The sequence below is a fragment of the Crossiella sp. CA198 genome (assembly GCF_052078295.1).
Classification (GTDB): Bacteria; Actinomycetota; Actinomycetes; order Mycobacteriales; family Pseudonocardiaceae; genus Crossiella.
Map to the genome: position 1 here is coordinate 149027 of NZ_JBQJIM010000007.1, position 22273 is coordinate 171299.

Consider the following 22273-nt stretch of genomic DNA (forward strand, 5'->3'; position numbering starts at 1 on the left):
GAGGCAGACTATTAGCGTCAGGCTGAATAACCAACTCAGGAGACGAGCATGACTTCGCTGGCCAGGCTGAGCCTCGCGAACCGGGCGCTGGTCGCGTTGATCGCGATAGTCGCGGCCGTCTTCGGCGCGTTCGCCATCCCGTCCCTGAAGCAGGAGCTGCTGCCCTCGCTGGAGTTCCCGGCCGCCACCGTGGTCGCCGCCTACCCCGGCTCCTCGCCGGAGCTGGTGGAGGACCAGGTCAGCATCCCGGTGGAGAACGCGGTGCGCGCGATCAAGGGGGTCGACAAGGTCACCTCCACCTCGCGCGAGGGCTCCTCCACCGTGCAGGTGCAGTTCCAGTACGGCACCGTGGTCAGCGACGCGGTCAACGACATCCAGCAGGCGCTGAACCGGATCGCCAAGCAGCTGCCGCAGGACGTCGAGCCGGATGTGATCGTCGGCTCCACCGACAGTCTGCCCGCGGTGGTGCTGGCCGCCTCCGCCGACGGCGAGCTGAAGGACCTGGCACAGAAGCTGGATCGCAGCGTGGTGCCCGAGCTGCAGCGGCTGACCGGGGTGCGGGAGGCCTCGATCACCGGCGCGCCCAAGCAAATCGTCACCATCACCCCGGACAACGCCAAACTGCTCGCCGCCGGACTCGCGCCCACCGCGGTGGCCGAAGCCTTGCGTGCCAACGGCATCTCCATCCCCGCCGGGTCGATCACCAACGGGGACAAGTCGCTGTCGGTGCAGGTCGGCCAGCAGCTCGGCTCGTTGAAGGACCTGCAGAACCTCTACCTCACCCCGAGTGCCACCGGCGGCGGCGCGGCCAGTCGCGCGGCCAAGCCCGCCAAGCTCGGCGAGGTCGCGGTGATCAAGGAGACCGAGTCCCCCGCCACCTCGCTGACCCGCACCAACGGCAAGCAGAGCCTGGGCATCTCGGTCACCCTGGCCCCGGACGGCAACGCGGTGGACGTCTCGCACGCGGTGCGGGACAAGCTCGGCAGCTTGGCCGAGGCGGTCGGCGGCAACGCCAAGCTGGACGTGGTCTTCGACCAGGCGCCGTTCGTGGAGAAATCGGTGGAGGGCCTGACCACCGAGGGCGCGCTCGGCCTCGGCTTCGCCGTCATCATCATCCTGATCTTCCTGCTGTCCATCCGGTCCACCCTGGTCACCGCGGTCTCCATCCCGCTGTCCCTGGTGATCGCGCTGATCGTGCTGTGGACCGGCGACCTGTCGCTGAACATGCTCACCCTTGGCGCGCTCACCATCGCGGTCGGCCGGGTGGTGGACGACTCGATCGTGGTGCTGGAGAACATCAAACGACATCTGGGCTACGGCGAGGAGAAACGCGAGGCGGTGCTCGACGGCGTGCGCGAGGTCGCAGGCGCGGTCACCTCCTCCACGCTGACCACGGTCGCGGTGTTCCTGCCGATCGCGGTGGTCGGCGGCATGGTCGGCGAGCTGTTCGCCCCGTTCGCGCTCACCGTCACGGTCGCCCTGCTGGCCTCGCTGCTGGTCGCGCTGACCATCATCCCGGTGCTGGCCTACTGGTTCCTCAAGCCGGCCGTGCTGCCCGAGGACGAGGAGGAGGCGCGCGAGGTGCTGCGCGCGCAGGTGGAGAAGGAACGCCGCGGCCTGATGCAGCGGATGTACGTGCCGATCCTGCGCTGGGTCACCCGCCGCCGCTGGCTCACCGTGATCGCCGCGCTGCTGGTCTTCGGCGGCACCCTGGCCCTGGTCCCGCAGCTGCAGACCAACTTCCTGGACTCCTCCGGCCAGAACACCATCGCGCTGCAACAGAAACTGCCCATCGGCAGCAGCCTGCAGGCCACCGACGCCGCGGCCAAGAAGGTCGAGGACGTCCTCAAGGACACCCCCGAGGTCAAGACCTACCAGGTCAACGTGGGCTCGGCAGGCGGGTTCGCGGCCTTCGGCGGGGGCGGCGGCAGCAACTCGGCCAGCTACTCGGTCACGCTCAACGACGGCGTGGACACCCCCAAGGTGGAGGCCAGGCTCCGCGAGCGCACCAAGGCCCTGAGCGACGCCGGTGACATCACCGTCGGCGCGGGCGGCGGTGGCGGCGGCCTGGGCGCGAGCAACCTGGAGGTCAACGTCGAGGCCTCCGACCCGGCCGCGCTGCGCACCGCGGCGGACAAGGTCACCGAGACGGTGCAGAGCATCAGCGGCGTCACCGACGTGGCCAGCGACCTGGGCGACAGCGCGCCGCGGGTGCAGATCACCCTCAACCGGGAGGCCGCGGGCAAGCTCGGCCTGAGCGACCAGGCCGTCGGCCAGCTGCTGGCGCAGGCCTTCCGCGGCGCCACCGTCGGCCAGATCTCGGTGGAGGGCAAGCGCCAGGACGTGCTGCTCTCCGGCGGCCTGGCCCCGGAGAACCTCAACCAGATCAAGGCATACCCGCTGATCACCGCGGGCGGCCCGGTGCGGCTGGACTCGGTCGCCGAGGTCAAGCAGGTCGACGCCCCGGTGCAGATCAAGCGGATCAACGGCTCCCGCAGCGCCACGGTCAAGGCCACCCCGGTCGGCCAGAACCTGGGCGAGGTCACCACCCAGCTCCGCCAGAAGCTGGACGCGCTCAAGCTGCCCGGCGGCGCCGCCTACAGCATCGGCGGCGTCAGCGCCGAACAGCAGAAGGCCTTCAGCGACCTGGGCATGGCCCTGCTGGTGGCCATCGCCATCGTGTTCGTGATCATGGTGGCCACCTTCCAGAGCCTGATCCAGCCACTGATCCTGCTGGTCTCCATCCCGTTCGCGGCCACCGGCGCGATCGGCCTGCTGCTCATCACCGGCAAGGCCCTCGGCGTCCCGGCGCTGATCGGCATGCTGATGCTGGTCGGCATCGTGGTGACCAACGCGATCGTGCTGATCGACCTGATGAACCAGTACCGGCGCGACGGGCTGAGCGTGCGGGAAGCGGTCATCGAGGGCGGGCGACATCGCCTGCGCCCCATCGTGATGACCGCCGCGGCCACCATCTTCGCCCTGATCCCGATGGCCCTGGGCCTCACGGGTGGCGGTGGCTTCATCTCGCAGCCACTGGCCATCGTGGTGATCGGCGGCCTGGTCTCCTCCACGGTGCTGACCCTGCTGCTGGTCCCCACGCTGTACACGGTGGTGGAGAACATCAAGCAGCGCAGGCAAGACCGCCGCACCACAGACGAAAAGTTCGCCCACATGCAATAACCACAACGCCCAACCCGCCGTACAAGAACGGCCAACACACCGTCCACAACGGCCAACACACCGTACGAAAACGGCCAACACGCGCGGGTGGGTTTGACCCTCCGCGCGTGTTGGCCGTTGTCGTACCGGGTGTTGGCCGTTGTTGTACGGCACGTTGGCTGTTGTGGGGCGGGGATCAGGGGGGTGTGAGGCCGGCGAAGACGATGGTCAGCATGCGGGTTCTGACCTCTTCGTCGAGGTGGGCGTGGGCGGCGGCGCGGGAGGTGCCGACCAGCAGGGCGTAGACCTCGGGCAGTTCGACGTCCGCGCGGATCGCGCCGGCCCGCTGGGCGCGCTGGAGCAGCACGCCGATGGTGCGGCGCAGGCCGTTCGAGGCCTGGGCGGCTGGGCCGTCGCCGTCGCCACCGGCGTCGAGCAGGGCTTCGGCGATGGCGATCTTGGTGGCCGCGTCGGCGACCAGGTGCGCGAACAAGTCCAGGAACGCCTGGCCGGGGTCGGGGGCGTCGAGCCGGGCCTCGGCCTGTTCGCGCAGGTGGTCGAATCGCCGGACCAGCACGGCCTCCAGCAGGGCCGCCTTGGTGGGGAAGTGCCGGAAGACGGTGGCGATGCCGACCCCGGCCCGCCGGGCCACCTCCTCGGTCGCCGCGGACTCGCCGCCCTTGCCGAAGACCTCGTCGGCGATCTCCAGGATCCGGGCGCGGTTGGTCCGGGCGTCGGCGCGCTGCGGGCGCCCGCCGCCCTCGGTCTGTTGCCTGCCCACCGGTGTGCTCATCGCTCCTTCGCCCGCACGTTGACATCCGAAGTCTGCACTCCATATATTCGGAGTCGAGACTTCGTTTAGTGTCCGGTCCAGCGCCGGGTCCGCGCCGATGACAGGAGAATCCCATGGTCGAGCCCCGTGGCCCGCGAGAGGTCTTCCTCGCCCTGGTGCACGGCGTCGCCGAGGAGCGGTGGGCCGAACTGCCCGGCCTGTACGCGGAGCAGACCCACGTCGTGCACCCGTTCGACCCGCGCCGGGCCCCCGCGCTGCGTACCCGCGACGAGCTGCGCGAACACTTCAAGCCCACCGGCACCGGCCTGGCACTGCAGCGGCGACCGGCCAACATCACGATCCACCAGACGACCGACCCCGAGGTCATCGTGGCCGAGTTCGAGTACCAGGGCACCGTCGCCGACACCGGCGAGCCCTTCGCGCTGCCTGGCATCTTCGTGCTCCGGGTCCGCGACGGTGAGATCGTCAGCTCCCGCGACTACTTCGACCACCTCACCGCGGCCCGGATCCGCGGCAGGCTGGACGCCCTGCTCGCCGCCGTCAACGCCAGGAACTAGCTACCCCTTGGCTTTCGCGGCCAGGCGGGCCTGGACCTCCGGCCTGCGCAGCGGCGGCACCGTGGGCGGTGGCACCTTGCGGTCCGGGAGTTCGGCCAGCAGCCGGGTGGTGGTCTCGGTGACCTCGGCCACCGCGCGCTCGAACGCCTCGCGGGTGGCGTCGGAGAGCGACTGCACGCCGCTGATCTTGCGCACGTACTGGCGGGCGGCGGCCTCGATCTCCTCCGGCGTCGCGGAGGGTTCCAGGCCACGGAGCGTGGTGATGTTGCGGCACATGCCAAGCACAGTACGACCGGGCACCGACAACGGCCGGGTCACGGGCCGTGCAGCAGGGCCCGGGTGGTGGCGAGGTCGGTGACCGCGGCCGCGGCCTGGTCCAGGGCGTCGTCCACCGCGGCGGCGAAGGCGGCGGGCCCACCCAGCAGCGCGATGGTCTCCGGCGGCAGGAACTTGATCAGCAGCGCGTCGGTGCCGGGCGGCATCCCGGCGAAGTGCACGGTGAGCAGGCCGTGGTCGCGCAGCAGGGTCATGGCCAGCGCCGCGGTGGCCTCGATGGGGGCAATGGGGGCGATGGGTTCGCGGCGGGCGAGTTCGGCCTGGACGGCCGCGCCGGGCAGGCGGGTGATGAAGGGGGTTTGCTCCACCCAGTCGCCCAAGCGGTCGCGCAGCGCGGCGCTCACCTCGTGGGTCTGCGCGACCAGGTCGCGGACGCGTTGCGGGCGGTAGTCCTGGAGGGTCTGGGCGACCGCGGGGTAGAGTGCGGGGCGGCATTCGGTGCCGAGTTCGAACGCGCGGGCGCGGGCCAGCGCGACCAGGTCGGTGCGGCCGCCGAGCAGACCGACCCGGGGACCGCCGACGCCGTACTTGTCCAGGCCGGTCGCGCCCAGGTCCGCGCCGAACTCCAGGGTGCGGGGCTGGTCCAGCACGGCGGGGCCGACCCGGGCGCCGCCCGCGTCGTCGACCACGACCAGGGCGCCGTGCGCGTGCGCCAGTTCGACCACCCGGCGCAGGTCCCCGGTGGCCAGGGCGTCGTAGGTGACGGCCAGCCGGGTGAGCGCCACCACGGAGACGTTCTGTTGCGCGGCAAGGGTTTCCGCCAGTCCGGCCACGGTGGTCTCGACCAGCAGGCCGCCCGCGTCGCGGACCGCTCTGGTCACCGCGGGGTGGCTATAGGTGGGGGAGACGCCCACCACCGTGTCCCCTGGCCGCACGGTGACCTGCATGGCCGCGTACAGCGCCGCGGTGAGCCGGTTGGTGACCAGGATGTCGTCCCGGCCGGACTGTCCGCCGAGGTGTTCCAGGCCCAGCTCGTGCAGTGGCTCGGCGTAGAGCGCGCCGGACCACTCGTCGTCCAGGATCCACGGATCCACCTCGGGCAGGTCGATCCGGCGTTCCAGCCCGCTGAGGTTGTGCAGCGGCAGGCCCGCGGCGTGGCGGTGGCGGATGTGGCGGCGGGCCTCGTCCAGCTTGCGCAGGTGCGCGCGGGTGTCGCTGAGGATCGTGCCGGACGGGTAGGGGAGGGTCACCTGCTCAGCAGACCCGGTGCCACCGTGGCACACAAGCTCAACATTTGACCGGACATCGTTCGATACAGTGCACCAATGCTGTCCCTGTCGGCCCTGCGCCTGCTGCACGAACTGCGCAACCGGGGCACGCTGACCGCCGCGGCCGAGGCGCTGCACCTGAGCCGGTCCGCGGCCAGCCACCAGCTCGCCGCGCTGCAACGCGCCGCCGGGGTCGCGCTCACCGAGAAGGTCGGCCGCACGCTGCGGTTCACCGAGGCCGGGCTGATGCTGGCCGGGCACGCCGAGCGGGTGCTGCGCGAACTGGAGGAGGCGGGCACCGTGGCCGAGCGGGCGCACGGCTCGCCCTCGGGGGTGATCCGGCTCGGCGCGGTGCAGACCATCGCGAGCAGCGTGCTGCCCAGCGTGCTCACCGACCTGCACGCCGAACACCCCCGGCTGCGGGTGGAGGCATGGCACGTCAGCACCGAGCACGCGCTGGCCGCGGTGCCCGCGGGTGAGCTGGATCTGGCGGTGATCTCCTCCTACGACAGCGCGCCGGTGCTGGTGCCGCCGGGCACGCACGCCGAGATCCTCTTCCACGACCCGGTCCGCCTGGTGCTGCCGGTCACCCACCGGCTGGCCCGGCGCGCCGGCGTGGTGCCGATCGCCGAACTGGCAGGCGAGCAGTGGATCTCCGGCGAACCGGGCAGCTACTTCGGCCGCCTGGTGCCCGCGCTGTGCCGCCGGGCCGGGTTCACCCCGGACATCCGGCACCGCACCGGCGACTACGCGGTGCTGGCCGCCTTCGTCACCGCCGGGCACGGGGTGGCCTGCGTGCCCGCGATCGCCGACCTGAGCCACTGGTCCGAGGTGGTCACGGTGGCCATCGACGCCGAGGACGCGGGCCGGGACATCGTGGCGCTGAACCGGGAGAGCAGCCGCGGCAGGCCCGCGGTGCAGGCGGTGCTCACCGCGCTGCGCCGCTACCGGGTGCCCGCCTGATCAGCTCACCTGCTCCGCGCGGGTCAGCAGCACCCGGTCGGCGGCGGAGAGCGTCGTGCCCTCCAGTTCCTTGGTGTAGACCTCGCCGGTGCTCTCGTCCACCTCCATGGCGCCCTTGCTGGTCACCGAGTAGATCGTGCCCAGCCCGGTGCGCGGATCGAACCCGGTGAACCACGGCCCGCCACTGGACCCGCCCGCCATATCGCACGGGGTGTTCCACCGGCCGGCCGGCTTCGCGGTGACCGCACAGCGGAACAACCGCTCGCCCAGCCCCGCCTTCGAGCCCGGGTAACCCAGGATCGTGGTCTGCAGGGACGCGGGCGGGGTGAAGCTCAGCCGCTGAGTGCCAGCGAGGTCGCCCACGTGCCGCCCGTCGCGCGGGGCCAGCACGACCATGGCCACGTCCGGGCTGGACTCCTTGGGGTAGGTCTGCTGGATGAGGAAAGCCTTGGCCGCGAACACACCCAGCGGTGTGCGCCCCTGGTCGTACCCGGGCGCGAACACGATGTCGCGGGCCTCGATCGGCTCCTCCCAGCGGGTGAAGCCCGGCCACACGCAGTGCGCCGCGGTCAGCACCACGTCCTTGGCCACCGCGGTGGCCGTGCACCAGGTCTCCGGCCCCGGCCGCTCGGTGATGAACAACCGCCCCACCCCCCTGGGCACCGGCCCGGCCCACGGCGTGGCCACCCGCTCGGCCCGGTCCGCGGACTCCTGCCCGGCCGCGCGCATGCGCTCCGGGGTCCAGTGCGCGAGCGCGGCGGCCTGGTCGGCGGGGGTGAACTGGGTGAGCTTGACCGGGTCGGCGACCGGTGCGGCGGCGGGGGCCAGCGCGGTGGCCGCGGCGAGCAGGAGGCTGATCATGGTGGGCATGCTGGAAGGACGCGCGACCTGGCGTCCGGGTTGGCTCGCCACGGTGATCAGCGCCTTCTGAGAGCGCTCTCTAGGGCTGGATACCGAGAGTTCTGCCCGGGGAGCGGTAATGGGAGGACTGGATTTATTGTGCGGAATTCAGTGCCACGGCCAACCTGCCGATGCCGTCGGCGTCCAGAGTAGGCCGGTCTGCGCGTCCGCCGCCGCTCCAGAACACGGAATTGGCGTTGGTCACCAGCTGGGCGACTCTGATCCGGATCGGCTGAGTCGAGTCCGGTCGATAGAACTCGGCCAGAATGAGGCCGTTGTCGGCGGTGTTGTCGGTGATGACGACGGTCCCGCCGTCGACCCGCCGGGTTTCGCAGCGGGTCGCCGCCCGCGGACAGGCGCTCTCGCCGCTGGTGATTGACGGATCGTCGACCTCAACGCTCACCGAGCCGTACCGGTCCTCGCTGGTCCTGATCAACGCCCCGGCGCTGTACCTGGTGGAGGACAGCACCTGCCGCGCCGTCTCCGCCGTCTCCCGCACCTCTGCCGCAGGTGTCGCGGTGTGCAGGAACGATCGGAGAAGCGTTTCGAGATGGCGAGATCGTGGGCTACTCGTGCCCCGGTTCTGCTCAACCCGATTTGGCACGGCAGGTTGTACGACAGGTTTACCGCCAGCGGAAGCGAGCGGAGATGCCAGGCTGCCGCGGGATATGTTTTCGGTCGGGGCGGCCGTGCATGATGTCAGCAGTGCAACGGTGCTGACGGTGTATATAAATTGTTTTCCTCTTTTGCGAAAAGCTGAGATCATGAGCCCTCCCCTGCTCAAGAATTCCCGAACGTACTCTGGTGCTGATTCCGTGGGCAAGGGGCCGTTCGGGCTAACCGGAGCAGCCTTGATCTACGGCGTCTGGGGCTCGCACCCACGCTTCGGGTTGGTCGCCTCGTTACGGGCGATTGACAGCGAGGTAAATCGTTCTAGAGTGAACCCCGAGAGAGCGCTCTCACGCCGCCAGCTGACAGCCCTCCCTGAAGTTGCGAGGTGGCGCCATGCGCGCACAACACCGTTCCCTGTCGCGACGACTGCTCATCGCACCGCTGGTCGCCGCCCTGTTCGGCACCATCCTGGCCGGAGCCGGGTTCAGCCCCGCGGCGCGGGCCGCGCCGGAACCCGGCTGGGACAAAGACTGGGCCGCGGCGGCCCTGGCGGTCAACCCGGCCGCGGCCACCGCCTCCGGGTCGGAGAACCCGGACTTCGGTCCGGCAAAGGCCATCGACAACAACCCCGGCACCCGCTGGTCCAGCAACGCCGCCGAGGACGCCTGGCTGCGCATCGACCTGGGCGCCAGCATCCGGATCAGCCAGGTCCACCTGGTTTGGGAGGCCGCCTACGGTCGCCGCTACGCCCTGGAGGTCTCCGGCAACGGCAGCGACTGGCGCCCGTTCTACACCGAGAACGCGGGCACCGGCGGCACCACGACCGTGCACACCTACCCGCAGGACGTGGTCGGCAGGCACCTCCGGCTGCGCGGCATCGAACGCGCGACCCCTTACGGCTACTCGCTGTTCTCGGTGATCGTCCGCGGTGGCGTGCCCGCCCCGGCCAGCGCCACCGAACGCAACCTCGCCTACCAGCACCCGGTTTTCGGCGACTACTACCAGCACGCCGGCAACTCACCGGCCTTCGCGGTGGACGGCGGCTACCCGGAGAACCTGCGCGATGACGCCACCCGCTGGTCCAGCGACTGGAACGCCAACCGCTGGCTCGGGGTCGACCTGGGCGCGTCCGCGCGGATCAACCGGGTCGAGCTGTACTGGCAGGCCGCCTACGCGGTGGACTACGCCCTGGAAGTCTCGGCGGACAACCGGAACTGGCGGCAGGTCTACCGGCCATCCGCGAGCGAAGTGGCGGCCCGGCGGGCCGATGTGAAGCCACCCGGCGAGGCGGTCGGCCGGATCGACCGGGTCACCATCGGCACCGACGCGCGCTACATCCGGATGCGTGGCATCGAACGCCGATCCTTCCACAACCCGGCGCCGCACCTGGCCCAGTTCGGGTACTCCCTCTACGAGTTCCAGGTGTGGGGCACCGGCGGCAGTGGCGCGGCCCGCTACCCGGACGCGCCGCCGAATCCCGGTGGCAGCTACCAGACCACCTTCTTCGACGACTTCACCGGTGGCGCGCTGGACCGGAACAAGTGGCGGGTGCAGCGCACCGGTGCGACCTTCAACCCGGTCAACGGCGAGGCACAGGCCTATGTGGACGCACCGGAGAACATCTCGGTCCGCAACGGGCTGCTGGAGCTGACCGCCAAGTGGAAGCCCGGGTTCACCACGCCCAACGGCGGCAAGTTCGACTTCACCTCGGGCCGGATCGACACCAACACCAAGCACGACTTCACCTACGGCCGGGTCAGTGCCAGGGTGCGGATGCCGGTGGGTGACGGCTACTGGCCCGCGTTCTGGCTGCTCGGGTCCACTGTGGACGATCCGAACGTGGGCTGGCCGGCCAGTGGTGAGACCGACATCCTGGAGAACATCGGCTACCGCGACTGGGTCAGCGCCGCGCTGCACGGTCCGGGTTACTCCGCCGACGGCAACATCGGCAAGACCGAGTACTTCCCAGGCGGCGGCAGCGCGGACCAGTGGCACGTCTACTCGGCCGAGTGGACCCCGCAGTACATCGCGTTCTTCCTGGACGGCCGGGAGTACCACCGCACCACCCGCAACTTCGTGGAGTCCGTGCGCGGGCAGTGGGTCTTCGACCAGAACCAGTACGTGATCCTGAACTTCGCGCTCGGCGGCGCCTACCCGGCCGGGCACAACAAGGTCACCCAGCCGTACTGGGGGCTGCCACAGTCCAGTGTGGACAGAGTGCGGGACGGCGTGATCCGCACCGAGGTGGACTGGGTCCGGGTCGAACAACGACGTTGACCCGGACTGAAGGCGGGCGGGCGGCGCCCCTGCGCGTCGCCCGCCCGCCGCCGGTCACCGGGCCGGGGGGACCGGGACCGGGCGCCAGTCCGCGTCGCGGAGCTGGAGCACTTCGCCGGCCAGGCCGTGGCTGATCCGTCCGGCCGGGTCGGCGGTCCCGGTGGCCTGCTGGACCTCCAGCACCCCGGTCACCTCCACGGTCAGCCCGGTGGCCAGGCCCCAGTCGGCCAGTCCGGCCACATACACCGGGGGCTCTCCGTCGCGGAGGAGAACTGCGCCGGCGTGCGCGTTACCGGCGGTACCGCGGAGGCGGACGGGTTTCCCGGCCTGGTCGGCGAGGTTCATCAGACCTTCTTCGCGAATGCCACGGTGAACACCTGGCGGTCGAAATCGAGCAGATCGCGTGAATAGTAGTCGAAAGTGCTCTGAAAGACCTTCATGCCCGGTTCGGCGTGGTTCGCGTGCCACCAGTTCTTGGTGTTCTCGTCGTACCAGCCGTAGTCGAAGTTGACATATCCGGAGCGGGCGACATAACGGTAGCTGTTCATGTCGACCTGACCGCGGGCATTCGGCCGGTACATCTTCTCGGCGAACTCATCGGTCCAGTTCGGGTTCTGCTTCGAGTAGAACCGCTTGGAGAAGATGGCCGCGGTCAGCTCGCCGGTGTCCAGGTCGGCCGGCAGTGCGCGCTGCACGTTCTCCAGCTTGCTCAGCAGCGGGTGGCTACGCACCGCGGCGGCGTACTGGGCGGCACTCGGCCGGGATTTGATGATCTCGTTGAGCGCGGCCTGGACCTCGCGGGCCTTGCCAAAAGCGCCGAAGGACAGGCCGAGCGGCGGGTTGCCGACATCGCCGCGTTCCAGGTTGACCACGGTGACGCCAATGCAGCCGCGGGCGAGGTTCTCTCGTTCGTCGGCGGTCATCGGGCGGCCGTGGTAGGTCTCCCAGGCCTTGATGTAGTCGGCGACCTTCCAGGTCTTGGATTCGACGCCCGGCCGCAGTGCGGGGGCGATAGGCAGGCCGACAATGGAAACCGCGGTGGCGGCGGGGGCGGGCGCCGCGGTGGCGGCGGCCGCGCCGGGGATGAGCAGACCCAGACCAAGAGCGGCGGCGGTCAGGGTGCGGACGAGTACGGAATTTCTCACGGCTCGAAAGCTAGGAATCCGCAACGATTGCGGTCAAACGGTTGTGACGGCGCTCATGCGTTTTTTCCCAAATGGAGCAGGGAACAACGTTTGCGCTCATTTCGGACAGCGTGCGTTACAGCGCGAATAGCGATTCAGCTCACTCGCCGGAAAGAGCACCGGGGCTGGTGATGGCAGCCAGTGCCATTCGGCGCAGCAACCCGGCCATCGCGGCCCGGTCCAGGTGCGCGCTGTGCGGGGTGGAGTTGAGCAGGCCGAAGACCGCGTGCGCGGCGGCGCGGGCGGCCGGTTCGTTGTCGAGGCCGGGCACCGCCTGCATGATCACCCGCACCCAGACCTCGACGTAGCGGCGTTGCAGGGCGCGGACCTGGCGGCGGTCGGCGTCGGCCAGGTTGCCCAGGTTGCGCTCGTGCACGGTGATCAGCGCGCGGTTGTCCAGGGCGAAGTCCAGCTGCCAGCCGATCAGGGCGTTGAGCGCGGACTCCGGGTCCGGCGCGGCGGCGACCCTGGCCCCGCCGCCGTCGAGGAGCTTCTGGCTGATGTCCAGCAGCATCTCGCCGAGCATGGCGTCCTTGCTGCGGAAATGCCGGTACACGCCTGGGCCGCTGATGCCGACCGCCGAGCCGATGTCGTCGATGCCGACGCCGTGGAAGCCGTGCCGGGCGAAGAGTTCGGCGGCCGCGGCCAGCAGTTGTTCGCGACGGGTCGGCCCACTCTGCCGGGTGGCTGCGCTCGACGTCATGGGGGTCATACTAGCGCCGGAGGTTAGCGAGCGTTAACATCATGGGAGACCGTGTTAACGGCCGTTAACTTTCAACGAGGAGAGTCCGGGCGCCATGGATGTCCTGCGCAGCGCTGCCGACCCGACGGCGGAGAGCTTCAAGCGCGCCGTCGAGGAGCACACCGCGCTGTCCGCCGACCTGCGCGACCAGCTGTCCCAGGCCCGCCAGGGCGGTCCGGAGCGGGCCCGGCAGCGGCACGTCGAACGCGGCAAACTGCTGCCGAGGGACCGGGTGGACGCGCTGGTCGACCCCGGTTCGCCGTTCCTGGAGCTGTCCCCGCTGGCCGCGCACGGCATGTACGACGGCGAGGCCCCCGCGGCCGGGATCATCACCGGCGTCGGCCGGGTCTCCGGGCGCGAATGCGTGATCGTGGCCAATGACGCCACCGTCAAGGGCGGCACCTACTACCCGATGACGGTCAAGAAGCACCTGCGCGCCCAGGAAGTGGCGCTGCACAACAACCTGCCCTGCGTGTACCTGGTCGACTCCGGCGGCGCGTTCCTGCCCCGCCAGGACGAGGTCTTCCCGGACCGCGAGCACTTCGGCCGGATCTTCTACAACCAGGCCACCATGTCCGCCCGCGGCATCCCGCAGCTCGCCGCCGTGCTCGGCTCTTGCACCGCTGGTGGCGCCTACGTGCCCGCGATGAGCGATGAAGCGGTGATCGTGCGCAACCAGGGCACGATCTTCCTCGGCGGCCCGCCGCTGGTGAAGGCGGCCACCGGCGAGGTGGTCACCGCCGAGGAACTGGGCGGCGGCGACCTGCACTCGCGTACCTCCGGGGTCACCGACCACCTGGCCGAGGACGACGCGCACGCGCTGCAGATCGTCCGGTCCATTGTGGACACTCTCGGCCCGCGTCAGCCCAAGCCGTGGCGGATCGAGCCGAGCGAGGAGCCACTGGCCGATCCCGCCGAGCTGTACGGCGTGGTGCCGGTGGACAGCCGCACCCCGTACGACGTCCGCGAGGTGATCTCCCGGATCGTCGACGGCAGCAGGTTCCACGAGTTCAAGCGGGAGTACGGGCAGACCCTGGTCACCGGGTTCGCCCGGATCCATGGCCACCCGGTGGGCATCGTGGCCAACAACGGCATCCTCTTCGGCGAGTCCGCGGTCAAGGGCGCGCACTTCATCCAGCTCTGCGACCAGCGGCAGACGCCCTTGGTGTTCCTGCAGAACATCTCCGGGTTCATGGTCGGCCGCGAGTACGAGGCGGGCGGCATCGCCAAGCACGGCGCCAAAATGGTCACCGCGGTGGCCTGTGCGCGGGTGCCCAAGTTCACCATGATCATCGGCGGTTCGTTCGGCGCCGGCAACTACTCGATGTGCGGCCGGGCCTACTCGCCCCGGTTCCTGTGGATGTGGCCGAACGCGCGGATCTCGGTGATGGGCGGCGAACAGGCCGCCTCGGTGCTGGCTACCGTGCGCCGGGACCAGTTCGAGGCCAAGGGCCAGGACTGGCCTGCCGCGGACGAGCAGGCGTTCAAGGACCCGATCCGCGCCCAGTACGAGGATCAGGGCCACCCCTACTACTCGACCGCCCGGCTCTGGGACGACGGCGTGATCGACCCCGCCGACACCCGCACCGTGCTCGGACTCGCCCTCTCCGCCGCCGCCAACGCGCCGATCGAGCCTGTGGGCTACGGCGTTTTCCGAATGTGAGGCAGTTGACCATGTTCGACACCGTCCTGGTCGCCAACCGCGGCGAGATCGCGGTCCGGGTGATCGACACGTTGCGGCGCATGGGCATTCGCTCGGTCGCGGTCTACAGCGACGCCGACGCCCAGGCCCGGCACGTGCGCGAGGCCGACGTGGCCGTGCGTATCGGCCCGGCCGCCGCGCGGGACAGCTACCTGTCCATCGAGCGGATCATCAACGCCGCCAGGGAAACCGGCGCCCAAGCCGTGCACCCCGGTTATGGCTTCCTGGCCGAGAACACCGCCTTCGCCACCGCCTGCGCGCAGGCCGGACTGGTCTTCGTCGGCCCGCCGCCCGCCGCGATCGAGGCGATGGGCGACAAGATCCGGGCCAAGCAGACCGTGTCCGCCGCCGGGGTCCCGGTGGTGCCCGGCCGCAGCGAACCAGGGCTGACGGATGAGGACCTGATCGAGGCCGCCGGTGAGGTCGGTTTTCCGGTGCTGCTCAAGCCGTCCGCCGGTGGCGGCGGCAAGGGCATGCGCCTGGTGACCGAGCACGCCGGACTGGCCGAGGCGATCGCGGGCGCGCGGCGTGAGGCCAGCGGCTCCTTCGGCGATGACACGCTGCTGCTGGAACGGTTCGTGCAGCGGCCCCGGCACATCGAGATCCAGGTGCTGGCCGACACCCACGGCACCGTGCTGCACCTGGGCGAACGCGAGTGCAGCCTGCAACGGCGGCACCAGAAGATCGTCGAAGAGGCCCCATCTCCGTTGCTGGACGAGGAAACCCGGCAGAAGATGGGCGCGGCGGCGGCCGATGCCGCGCGGTCGGTGGGCTACACCGGCGCGGGCACCGTGGAGTTCATCCTCTCCGCGGACGCCCCTGACGAGTTCTTCTTCATGGAGATGAACACCCGCCTCCAGGTGGAGCACCCGGTCACCGAACTGGTCACCGGCCTGGACCTGGTCGAGTGGCAGCTGCGGGTGGCCGCGGGGGAGAAGCTGGAGTTCGCCCAGTCCGATATCGCGCTGACCGGGCACGCCGTGGAGGCCCGGATCTACGCCGAGGACCCGGCTCGGGGCTTCCTGCCCACCGGCGGCACCGTGCTGGTGCTGCGCGAACCCGGCGACCGGGTGCGGGTGGATTCCGCGCTGCTGCCCGGCAGCGCGGTCGGCAGCGACTACGACCCCATGCTGGCCAAGTACATCGCGCACGGCCGGGACCGCGCCGAAGCCATCCGGCGGCTGCGCGACGCCCTGGCCAACTCGGTGCTGCTGGGCGTCACCACCAACATCCCGTTCCTGCTCGCCCTACTGGCCGATGAGGACGTCGCCGCCGGACGCCTCGACACCGGTCTGGTGGAACGGAAACTGGACAAGCTCACCGCCACCGAGGTGCCGGACAAGGTGTACGCGGCGGTGGCCCTGGAACGGCTGCTGGCCCTGGAACCCCAGGGCTCGGCCGATCCGTGGGATGTGCCCGGCGGCTGGCGGATCGGCGAACCCGCCTGGGTGAGCTGGCAGGTCGAGACCGGCGGCCGCGAGGCGGTCGAGGTCAAAATCCGTGGCCGGGCAAGGGATGCCGAGATCGTCATCGGCGACGGCGAACCCGAGCGGGCCAGCGCCTCGGCGCGTACCGGGTCCGACGGCGCGATCGAACTGACCCTGTCCCACCGGGGTCGCACCACCCGGTTCACCGCTGTCCGAAGTGGACACACCTGCTGGCTCACCGCTGACGGTGAGACCTACCAGGTCACCGAGACCGAACGACTGGCCGCGGCCCGGCACGAGGCGCCCGGCGCCGCGGGTGGCCCGGTCACCAGCCCGATGCCCGGCACCGTGCTGGTGGTGAAGGTGTCCCAGGACGACGCCGTCACCGCCGGCCAGCCACTGATCATCGTCGAGGCCATGAAGATGGAGCACACCATCACCGCCCCGGTGGACGGCCTCGTCAGCGAACTACGGGTGCGGCCCGGCCAACAGGTCGGTCTGGACCAGGTCCTTGCCGTCGTGACTCCCCAGGAGGGATGAGATGTTCGAGCAGCTCAGCGAGGAGTACGAGGCGCTGCGCAAGACCGTGGCCGAGTTCGCCCGCGACGAGGTGGCTCCGGTCATCGGGGAGTTCTACGAGAACTGCGAGTTCCCGTACGAGATCGTGCGCAAGATGGGGCAGATGGGCCTGTTCGGCCTGCCCTTCCCCGAGGAGCACGGCGGCATGGGCGGCGACTACTTCGCGCTCTGCCTGGCCCTGGAGGAACTCGCCAGGGTCGACTCCTCGGTCGCGATCACCCTGGAGGCCGGGGTTTCCCTTGGCGCCATGCCGATCCACCGCTTCGGCAGTCCGGAGCAGAAGGCGGAATGGCTGCCCAGGCTGTGCGCGGCCGAGCAGCTGGGCGCCTTCGGGCTGACCGAACCCGGCAGCGGCTCGGACGCCTCCGGCATGCGCACCACCGCCAAGCTGGACGGCGACGAGTGGGTGATCAACGGCAGCAAGGCGTTCATCACCAACTCCGGCACCACCATCACCGGCTTCGTCACCGTGGCCGCGGTCACCGGCAAGAAACCCGATGGCCGCAAGGAGATCTCCACCATCATCGTGCCCTCGGGCACCCCCGGCTTCACCGTGTCCAAGAAGTACTCCAAGGTCGGCTGGAACGCCAGCGACACCCACGAGCTGTCCTTTGCAGACGTCCGGGTGCCCGCGGCGAACCTGCTCGGCGAACGCGGCCGCGGCTACGCCCAGTTCCTGCAGACCCTGGACGAGGGCCGGATCGCCATCGCCGCGCTGTCGGTGGGCCTGGCCCAGGGCTGCGTGGACGAGTCGGTGCGCTACGCCGGTGAGCGGGAGGCCTTCGGCCAGAAGATCGGTGAGTACCAGGCCATCCAGTTCAAGATCGCCGACATGGAGGCCCGCGCGCACACCTCCCGGCTGGCCTACCACCACGCCGCGGCCAAAATGCTGCGCGGCGAACCCTTCAAGAAGGAAGCGGCCATCGCCAAACTGGTCGCCTCCAACGCCGCGATGGACAATGCCCGCGACGCCACCCAGGTCTTCGGCGGCTACGGCTTCATGAACGAGTACCCGGTCGGCCGCTTCTATCGCGACGCCAAGATCCTGGAGATCGGCGAGGGCACCAGCGAGGTCCAGCGCATGCTCATCGCCCGCCAGCTCGGCCTGTAACCCCGGCGGTCAGGTCGCGACCGGCCCGACCGCGTCGGCCACACCCAGGCAGGCGCCGTCCCGGAAGACACCGAGTTCGTAGTGCGCGGACTCGGTGTCGGCGGCGCTGACGGCGAGGCCGATCTCGTAGTCGCCCGGGTAGGTCACCTCGCCGAGGTACTGGATCCGGTACGACCACGGCGGCAGATCCGGCGGCACCGCGGCGCCGGTCCCTGCGGTGTGCGTGGTGAACGCGGCGACGGCCTCCTCGTACCAGGTGGCCAGGGCGTTGAAGTTGACGTGCTGGTTGGAGTCGACGTCACCGATCCGGGAGCGCAGCGGGGCCCAGTACGAGTAGTGCTCGCGTCGCAGTCGCTCCGGTCCGGGGCGGGCGGGTGCGGGTGATCCCGTGTCGGGCAGTCGCAGTTCGGTGAGATCGGCGATCAGCTCCGCGGGCAGCTGGAGCGGCCCCGACTTGTCCGCCAGCACCACCGAGGCGCCGCCACCGCCGACCCGCTCGCCACCGGCCACGATCACCTGCTCGAAGGTGAAGGAGGACCGCCCGACCCGGCGAATACCGGTGTGCACCTGCACGCGGGCGCCGGTCGGTCCGGCAGGCCCGAGCCGTTCGACCTGCTGGCCGACGAGCAGGATGGCGAACGGGCCGAACCCGCCGCTGGCCACGAGCCGTTCGAAGCCGGGCAGGCGCAGCCGGATCCGGGCGTCCTCCAGCCAGCGGGCCATCCCGATCGTGCTCGCCGAGCCGTCCCGGCCCAGATCGCCCTGCCGTACCCGGACGTCGACCTGGGCGCGGAAATCACCGTCATCGAGAGAAGTCATCCAGACCGACCATAGGCCGATGTCTGCGCCGGTGCCAGGTCGGCGAAGGCCGTTGGCAGATTGAAGACACCGAGCACCGAGGCGTTCGGGAACGCGGTGATCGCCGCGATCCGCCCATCCCGCACCGTGAGCACATCCACCGCCATCAGGCGATGCCCCTCGCCCCGGTCCAGGTACGCCGCGAACGCGAGTTGCCCGTTGCAGCGCACCGGAATCCGCCGCCAGGACTCCTTGAGCACCACCCCGGTGAGGAACCCGAGCACATCCGCCCGCCCGTCGAACCAGAACGGCATCGGCGGCATGGTGAACCGCACGTCCTCGGCCAGCAACGCGACCATGGCGTCCACATCGGAGCGTTGCAACGCCTCGATGAACGCCGCCAGCAACTCCCGTTGCCCCGCGTCCCCCAATTCGGCCAGCTCGGCCCGCTGGGACTTGGGCTGCTCGCGCATGGTGGCCCTGGCGCGCTGCAGCGCGGAGTTCACCGAGGCCACCGAGGTGTCCAGGGTCGCGGCGACTTCGGCCGCGCTGAAGGCGAGCACCTCACGCAGGATCAGCACCGCTCGCTGGTTGGCCGGAAGATGTTGCAGCGCAACGAGAAAAGCCAGCTCGACGCTCTCCCGCAACTCGTAGCCCGCGGCCGGGTCCAGGGCCAGGAGGTCGTCCGGGCAGGGTTCCAGCCAGATCGGCTCGGTGACCGGGCCGGTGCTCTCCACGTCGGGTGCGGCCGGGGGGCCGTAGTCGTCGGTGAGGATGCGGCGCGGGCGCCGCCGGATCTGGTCCAGGCAGACGTTGGTGGCGATCCGGTACAGCCAGCCCTTGAAGGACGCCCGCCCCTCGAACCCGGCGATTCCCTTCCACGCCTTGACGAACGCGTCCTGCACGGCGTCCTCGGCGTCGTGGGTGGAGCCGAGCATGCGGTAACAGTAGGCGTAGAGCTGGGCGCGGTAGGGGGTGATGAGGTGCCCGAAAGCGTCCTGATCGTCCCGTTGCGCCGCGGCCAGCAGTTCGGGTTCGGCGGCGCTGGGTTCCGGCATGCGCGTGAAGCTACCGCCCTGGGCCGACAAAGAGGGCTAGGCTGCCCGCGTCACAGCGGTTTCACGCAGGAAGTCAGAGGCGAATGAGTCCAACCGCGCAGGAGACGTTGGCCGGTCTACGCGATGTGCTCGGGCACGCCGACGGGGAGAACCGGCTGGTGCCGCGGATCGCCGCGGGCGAGGCGCCCGTGGCGGTGTTCGCGGCGCTGGCGGGGGAGCAGTACCGGGTGATCAGCAGTGACTGGCGCAGTCTGCTGCACCTGGCGGCGCGGGCGGAGACACCCGCGGCCAAGCAGTACTTCGCCACCATGGCCGCGGGCGAGGGCATCGCGCTGGAGCGGGTGCTCGACTTCGCGGCGGCCGCGGGGCTGGATGAGGACGGGCTGCGGAACTACCAGCCGTTGCCGGGGTGTCAGGCGTATCCGTCGTATCTGGCGTGGCTGGCGTTGAACGGGGACATCACCTCGGTGATCCTGGCGCTCAACGTCAACTTCGGGGCCTGGGGCGAGTACTGCGGGACCGTGTCGCGGGCCCTGGAAACCCACTACGGGTTCAGCGAGGCGGGGCGCGGGTTCTTCGACTTCTTCGCCGCGCCCGCGCCGCAACTCCTGGAGCTGGCCATGGACGCGGTCCAGGCGGGGCTGGCGGCCGGGGACTCGGTGCACGCGGCGCATGGGTACGGGCGGCTGTTGCAGGCCTACGAGTTGTCCTTCTGGAACAGCCTGGACGATCACGTCCGGTAGCTGCGGTCCTGGGCTTCCTCGGTGGCGGGGCGGATCGGGCGCAGGGTGCCCACCGCTCCGCGCCGCTGGAGCTTCAGGAACGCCGTCACCACGTCCGGGTCGAACTGGGTGCCGCTGCCCAGCCGTAGTTCCTGGATCGCCTGCCGCGCGACCAAAGCCCGCTGGTACGGGCGGTCCGAGCACATCGCGGCCCAGGCGTCGCAGACCGCGATGATCCGGGCCTCGATCCGGATGTCGGCGCCGGCGAGTCCCTGTGGGTAGCCGCTGCCGTCGAAGCGTTCGTGGTGCTGGCGGATGATGTCGGCGATCACCTCGAAGTCGGGCACCATCGCGGCCAGCCGGTAACCATGGTCGGGGTGCTGGCGCATCAGCTCCCACTCGGCCTCGTCCAGCCTGCCCGGTTTGGTCAGCACCTCCGGCGGCACCACGATCTTGCCGATGTCGTGCAGCCGCCCGCCCAGCCCGGCCTGGTGCGCGGCCTCCGGCCCCAGCCGCATCGCCTCGGCGACCTCGCGGGCCCACCGGCTGATCGCCCGGCTGTGCTCCTGACCGGCCAGCTTGCCGTCCACCTCATCGGCCACGTGCCGCAGGTAGTCCACCATCGCCGCGTGATCGGCCATCCGGCCCGCCGGGGGTTCGGGGGCGCGGCCGACCACGATCCGGTCCCGGCCCTGGGCCTTGGCCGCGTACAGCGCGCGGTCGGCCACCGCGACCAGTTCGCTGGGCTGCTCGCCGTGCAGCGGGAAACAGGCCGTGCCAACGGAGACGGTGACCGCGATCCAGGTGTCGGCGGAGACGGTGATCGGGCTGCTGGCCACGCAGTGCCGCAGTCGTTCGGCGATGCCGGGCAGTTCGGTGGGGCTGGTGTCGGGGAACAGCAGCGCGAACTCCTCGCCGCCGTAGCGGGCCACGATGTCCCCGGCGCGGGCGCAGGCCCGCAGCCGGTCGGCGATCTCCACCAGCACCTGGTCACCGGCCGGGTGCCCGTACCGGTCGTTGATCGACTTGAAGTGGTCCACGTCCACGATGAACACCGCGAGATGCCCGTCCGCCCGTTTCGCCCTGGCGATCTCGATCGGCAGGTGCGCCTCGAAGAAGCGCCGGGTGTACAGGCCGGTGAGCACGTCGGTGATGGCCAGCCGCCGCTGCGCCGAGACCAGGCCGGCCAGCCGGGCGATGGTCAGCCCGAACAGCAGCGCGCAGGCCACCGCGATCACCGGCACCCCGGTCATGTCCCCCTGCGCGCTCTGCACCAGCAGCAACACCGGCGCGAGCAGCGCGGCCGCGGACAGCACCGCCATCCGGGCCAGGCTCGGACCGGTGTCGGTGTCCGAGGTCGAACGCTCGCCGAGCTGACGCATGGTCGGGTGCAGCGCCGCGGCGCCCAGGGCCAGGTTGGAGGTCAGCCAGATCGCGTCCAGGTAGTTGCCCGCGGCGTAACTGCCGTCGAGCTGTTGCAGCACATAGAGCGAGTCGGCCGCGAACAACGCCAGCAGGTTGGTGCTGAGCAGGGTGAACGCCGCCGGGCGCCGGCCGCCGCCCATGATCAGCCGGATGGCCACCGCGAGCATCGCCAGGTCCATCATCGGATAGGCCAGCGAGGCGGCCTTGACCAGCAGCGGCGAGTCCAGCCGGGCTCGCGGTCCGATCAGGTACAGCCAGGACATCATGCCCGCGCTGACCGACAACACGGCCGCGTCCAGCACGCCCGGCATGTCCCGGCCGGGGCTGCGCATCCGGATCAGCAGCAGCAGACCGGCCACGACCAGGGGGTAGTGCCCGAGGTAGAAGATGTCGGCCACGTTCGGATAGCTGTGATCGCGCAGCACGTAGTGCGCGACGTAGAAGCAGATGTCGGCCACCGCGTAGACGACCTGACCCAGCGCGATCAGCGTCCAGGGCCGCAGCGGCCGCGGCCGGTTCCGCCGCACCCCGTACAACGCGGCCACCGCCGCCGAGGAGGTGATCAGGCAATACACCACGAACCGGGCGATGCGACCGGTGTCGTCGGTGGGAATCAGGTAGTAGACCCCGACAAAGGCGAGTCCCACGAGCAGGTAGACCAGCCACCGGCGATCACCGGCCGGACGACTGCTTACGTCCATGCACGTCCCCTTGCTC

General features: G+C 70.4%; 19 protein-coding genes. 8 read left to right on the forward strand and 11 right to left on the reverse strand.

Going from position 1 to position 22273, the window contains the following annotated elements; all coding sequences use genetic code 11:
• Nucleotides 1-48: 48 nt before the first annotated feature.
• The gene (locus ACTOWY_RS13695; protein WP_441309990.1) at nt 49-3183 is read left to right on the forward strand and encodes an efflux RND transporter permease subunit; all 3135 of its coding nucleotides are present in this window, start codon (nt 49-51) and stop codon (nt 3181-3183) included.
• Between the two features lie 175 nt (nt 3184-3358).
• On the opposite strand, the gene ACTOWY_RS13700 is transcribed toward ACTOWY_RS13695, so the two are convergent.
• Nucleotides 3359-3955 (reverse strand): TetR/AcrR family transcriptional regulator, encoded by a 597-nt coding sequence (locus ACTOWY_RS13700; protein ID WP_441309991.1) that lies wholly within the window; start codon nt 3953-3955, stop codon nt 3359-3361.
• Between the two features lie 113 nt (nt 3956-4068).
• On the opposite strand from ACTOWY_RS13700, the gene ACTOWY_RS13705 reads away from it, so the two are divergent.
• The gene (locus tag ACTOWY_RS13705) at nt 4069-4512 is read left to right on the forward strand and encodes a nuclear transport factor 2 family protein (RefSeq protein ID WP_441309992.1); all 444 of its coding nucleotides are present in this window, start codon (nt 4069-4071) and stop codon (nt 4510-4512) included.
• Here the strand turns inward: ACTOWY_RS13705 and ACTOWY_RS13710 are convergent, their stop codons facing one another.
• Both ACTOWY_RS13710 and ACTOWY_RS13715 read right to left on the reverse strand, forming a co-directional pair.
• Nucleotides 4513-4788, reverse strand: coding sequence for a DUF2277 domain-containing protein (locus ACTOWY_RS13710; protein ID WP_441309993.1), 276 nt, complete (start codon nt 4786-4788; stop codon nt 4513-4515).
• Nucleotides 4789-4826: 38 nt separating this feature from the next.
• Entirely contained in the window at nt 4827-6038 is a 1212-nt protein-coding gene (locus tag ACTOWY_RS13715) for an aminotransferase class I/II-fold pyridoxal phosphate-dependent enzyme (protein WP_441309994.1), read from the reverse strand.
• Nucleotides 6039-6113: 75 nt separating this feature from the next.
• On the opposite strand from ACTOWY_RS13715, the gene ACTOWY_RS13720 reads away from it, so the two are divergent.
• The gene (locus ACTOWY_RS13720) at nt 6114-7019 is read left to right on the forward strand and encodes a LysR substrate-binding domain-containing protein (protein ID WP_441309995.1); all 906 of its coding nucleotides are present in this window, start codon (nt 6114-6116) and stop codon (nt 7017-7019) included.
• Here the strand turns inward: ACTOWY_RS13720 and ACTOWY_RS13725 are convergent, their stop codons facing one another.
• A complete protein-coding gene (locus tag ACTOWY_RS13725) occupies nt 7020-7880 on the reverse strand; it encodes a trypsin-like serine peptidase (RefSeq protein ID WP_441309996.1) in 861 nt (286 codons plus the stop codon).
• A 133-nt stretch (nt 7881-8013) separates the two neighbouring features.
• Nucleotides 8014-8418: a hypothetical protein gene (locus ACTOWY_RS13730; RefSeq protein WP_441309997.1), complete on the reverse strand. Its 405-nt coding sequence runs from the start codon at nt 8416-8418 to the stop codon at nt 8014-8016.
• Nucleotides 8419-8924: 506 nt separating this feature from the next.
• Here ACTOWY_RS13730 and ACTOWY_RS13735 point away from each other — a divergent pair.
• Nucleotides 8925-10808 carry a discoidin domain-containing protein gene (locus tag ACTOWY_RS13735; RefSeq protein ID WP_441309998.1) on the forward strand — a complete coding sequence of 628 codons (1884 nt, stop codon included), beginning with the start codon at nt 8925-8927 and terminating at the stop codon, nt 10806-10808.
• Nucleotides 10809-10862: 54 nt separating this feature from the next.
• On the opposite strand, the gene ACTOWY_RS13740 is transcribed toward ACTOWY_RS13735, so the two are convergent.
• The 3 genes from ACTOWY_RS13740 to ACTOWY_RS13750 all read right to left on the reverse strand — a co-directional run bounded on the left by ACTOWY_RS13740 (nt 10863) and on the right by ACTOWY_RS13750 (nt 12695).
• Entirely contained in the window at nt 10863-11153 is a 291-nt protein-coding gene (locus ACTOWY_RS13740; RefSeq protein WP_441309999.1) for a hypothetical protein, read from the reverse strand.
• Nucleotides 11153-11953, reverse strand: coding sequence for a hypothetical protein (locus ACTOWY_RS13745; protein ID WP_441310000.1), 801 nt, complete (start codon nt 11951-11953; stop codon nt 11153-11155). The genes ACTOWY_RS13740 and ACTOWY_RS13745 overlap by 1 nt, the downstream gene beginning before the upstream one ends.
• A 139-nt stretch (nt 11954-12092) precedes the next feature.
• On the reverse strand, nt 12093-12695 hold the full coding sequence (locus ACTOWY_RS13750) for an SACE_7040 family transcriptional regulator (RefSeq protein ID WP_441310001.1): 603 nt from the start codon (nt 12693-12695) through the stop codon (nt 12093-12095).
• 94 nt (nt 12696-12789) lie between these two features.
• Between ACTOWY_RS13750 and ACTOWY_RS13755 the strand changes: the two genes are divergently transcribed.
• Genes ACTOWY_RS13755 through ACTOWY_RS13765 form a run of 3 tightly spaced genes read left to right on the forward strand, consistent with a single transcriptional unit; the run spans nt 12790 to nt 17553 of the window.
• Nucleotides 12790-14397 carry a carboxyl transferase domain-containing protein gene (locus ACTOWY_RS13755; protein WP_441310002.1) on the forward strand — a complete coding sequence of 536 codons (1608 nt, stop codon included), beginning with the start codon at nt 12790-12792 and terminating at the stop codon, nt 14395-14397.
• Between the two features lie 11 nt (nt 14398-14408).
• Nucleotides 14409-16403 (forward strand): acetyl/propionyl/methylcrotonyl-CoA carboxylase subunit alpha, encoded by a 1995-nt coding sequence (locus ACTOWY_RS13760; RefSeq protein ID WP_441310003.1) that lies wholly within the window; start codon nt 14409-14411, stop codon nt 16401-16403.
• A 1-nt stretch (nt 16404) separates the two neighbouring features.
• Nucleotides 16405-17553 carry an acyl-CoA dehydrogenase family protein gene (locus tag ACTOWY_RS13765; protein ID WP_441310004.1) on the forward strand — a complete coding sequence of 383 codons (1149 nt, stop codon included), beginning with the start codon at nt 16405-16407 and terminating at the stop codon, nt 17551-17553.
• A gap of 9 nt (nt 17554-17562) precedes the next feature.
• Here ACTOWY_RS13765 and ACTOWY_RS13770 read toward each other — a convergent pair whose 3' ends face one another.
• Nucleotides 17563-18372 carry an acyl-CoA thioesterase gene (locus ACTOWY_RS13770; protein ID WP_441310005.1) on the reverse strand — a complete coding sequence of 270 codons (810 nt, stop codon included), beginning with the start codon at nt 18370-18372 and terminating at the stop codon, nt 17563-17565.
• Entirely contained in the window at nt 18369-19409 is a 1041-nt protein-coding gene (locus tag ACTOWY_RS13775; protein ID WP_441310006.1) for a sigma-70 family RNA polymerase sigma factor, read from the reverse strand. The genes ACTOWY_RS13770 and ACTOWY_RS13775 overlap by 4 nt, the downstream gene beginning before the upstream one ends.
• 83 nt (nt 19410-19492) lie before the next feature.
• Between ACTOWY_RS13775 and ACTOWY_RS13780 the strand changes: the two genes are divergently transcribed.
• Nucleotides 19493-20152, forward strand: coding sequence for a transcriptional regulator (locus ACTOWY_RS13780; protein WP_441310007.1), 660 nt, complete (start codon nt 19493-19495; stop codon nt 20150-20152).
• On the opposite strand, the gene ACTOWY_RS13785 is transcribed toward ACTOWY_RS13780, so the two are convergent.
• Nucleotides 20140-22257, reverse strand: a complete 2118-nt coding sequence (locus tag ACTOWY_RS13785; RefSeq protein ID WP_441310008.1) for a diguanylate cyclase — start codon at nt 22255-22257, stop codon at nt 20140-20142. The genes ACTOWY_RS13780 and ACTOWY_RS13785 overlap by 13 nt on opposite strands.
• Nucleotides 22258-22273: the final 16 nt, after the last annotated feature.